This is a genomic window from Geobacter sp. PheSNFMC (assembly GCF_059620965.1).
Window position 1 is genome coordinate 1 of sequence record NZ_JCAMRN010000125.1, and the last position, 2,169, is coordinate 2,169.

2 protein-coding genes and 1 pseudogene are annotated in these 2,169 nt (G+C 54.1%); all 3 read right to left on the reverse strand.

The window, feature by feature from the left end; translation table 11 throughout:
* Positions 1–841: MCP four helix bundle domain-containing protein (locus AC6CDK_RS17730; protein ID WP_496639953.1), on the reverse strand; the 841-nt coding region annotated here is incomplete at its 3' end.
* A 419-nt stretch (positions 842–1,260) separates the two neighbouring features.
* Entirely contained in the window at positions 1,261–1,755 is a 495-nt protein-coding gene (locus AC6CDK_RS17735; protein WP_192906048.1) for a chemotaxis protein CheW, read from the reverse strand.
* A 9-nt stretch (positions 1,756–1,764) separates the two neighbouring features.
* Positions 1,765–2,169 (reverse strand): annotated as a pseudogene (locus AC6CDK_RS17740) (chemotaxis protein); the annotation flags it as partial.

Consider the following 2,169-nt stretch of genomic DNA (forward strand, 5'->3'; position numbering starts at 1 on the left):
AGGAGAGCTCCTGGCTGCCGGCGGCCACGTTGTCCGCTGCGCTCTTCACGTCAGCTACCACTCCTTTCAGCTTCTCGACCATGTTGTGCATGGCCGCCAGCAGTTGGCCCGTTTCGTCCTTGCTCGTTGCCTCGATCGTTACGGTCAGGTTCCCCTCTGCCAGTTCATTGGATACCGACACGGCCGTGGCAAGGGGACGCGTTATGCTTCTGGTTGCAAACAGGCTGATGAGAATGCCGATGAGCGACGCGCAGAAAGCGACACCGAGCGCAACGGACCGGGAGGTACCATAGGCTTTCAGTGCCTCTGCGTAACGTGTCTCCATCCGACCTTCTTGGTACTTCACGATATTCTTGAATGCCGCCACGATCTTTTGCGACAAGGGGGCACCTTCCTTGTTATAAACATCCAGGGCCTGATCAGTTTTTCCGGTAAGACTCAGTTCGATGATGTCGTTATTGGCCTTTTTGGCATTATCTATGGTGGCCTTGGCGTCGGCGATCAATTGCTTGCCCTGATCCGTCTGCTCCAGTTGTTCAAGCCTCTCCAGGGCAGAGCGGTAATCGCTCCGCAATTTTTCAATTTCCTGCTTGATTGCAGGCCGCTCGCTCATGTCCTTGAGCATTATTTCACTGATCTTGCCCATTAAATTGCCAACTACCATTGAAACTTCGTTGGCATTCTTGATTTTTCCATAGTTGACCTTGAGGATTCGATCGAGCTTTGCGTTAATCTCCTTCATGCCGTTAATGCCGACCACGGTAACTACACCCAGCAGCACGAGCAGGACACCAAATCCAATACCAAGCCGTACGCCAATTTTGAGATCACCGATACGCATAGCATCCTCCTTGGGTAAGTGAAACAACAGGCTTCGCTGCCACCGATGTCAACCTGCAAAGATTAACCACAGCACATGTCAGATCATTTTCCTGCAAGCCCCAGATTCGCCCAATACAGTGTCTATCCTATCGTTTTCGCGCCGTTACCACCTTAAAGACAACCAATTATTTTCCACTACCATTATATCTATCGGGACAACCACTACCCGGCGCATCAGGAAATTCCTGATATAACCGGTCGTATACCCTTAACCCTTTAATTATTAAATCTTTACATTGCAAATAGACTTCAATAAATAGATTCTCGGACCATAAAACATGATTCAATCAAACAACTATCAGCCGGCTATCAGACAAAAAAACGGCGCTCCGTTCTTCCGGAGCGCCGTTGGGTCATTCCTGCTCTTGATTATCTCTGTTACGCAGCCGCCTCCCCTGCCGCGGCCAGCCCGGCCAGATCGTCCTCTCCGAACACCCGGTCCATGTCCAGAATGATCAGGAACATATCGCCGCGTTTCCCCATGCCCTTCAGGAACGAGGTGTCAAGCTTTGTCCCGATCCGGGGCGCAGGCTCGATGTTTCCTCTCTCCAGCTCGAACACCTCCTGCACCGAGTCGGCAAGCATTCCCAGTACCAGCGTCTCCATTGCCGTCTCCACCTCGACTACGATGATGCACGTGTCGATGCTGCGCTCGGTTTCGGGCATCCCGAACTTCTGCCGCAAGTCGATTACCGGAACCACGCTGCCCCGCAGGTTGATCACACCGCGCATGAATCCGGGAGTCTGCGGAACTTTGGTGATGCTGCTCCATTCCAGTATCTCCCGGACCTTGGCCACGTCCACCGCAAATACTTCCCCGGCAAGGGTGAAGGTCAGGTACTGCTGCGTTTCTGTTGCGTCTGCGTGTGCCATCGCTCTCTCCTAGAATTTCTCGAACTGGTCGTCCAGGTGATCGGTGTCCAGGTTCAGATCCACCCCGCCGCCTGCTGCGACTTTCTTGGATTCTCCGTGATAGCCGTTGGCGTGGTGGTAGCCGTTGGAGGAACCCTGGCCCAGATGGGGAGTGGCTGCCTTTTTCTTGGCCGCGAACTGGCGCACGACTGCGGACTTGCGCACCAGACCCCCTTGTTCGCCGGTCTTGAAGAAGGCGATTGTTGCCTGCAGTTGTTCGGCCTGGCTGGCCAGTTCTTCGCTGGTGGAGGCCATCTCTTCGCTGGCGCTGGCGTTCTGCTGGATCACCTGGTCAAGTTGCTGGATCGCTTTGTTGATCTGCTCAGCGCCCGTGTCCTGCTCTTTGCACGCGGCGCTGATCTCCTGCACCAGTTC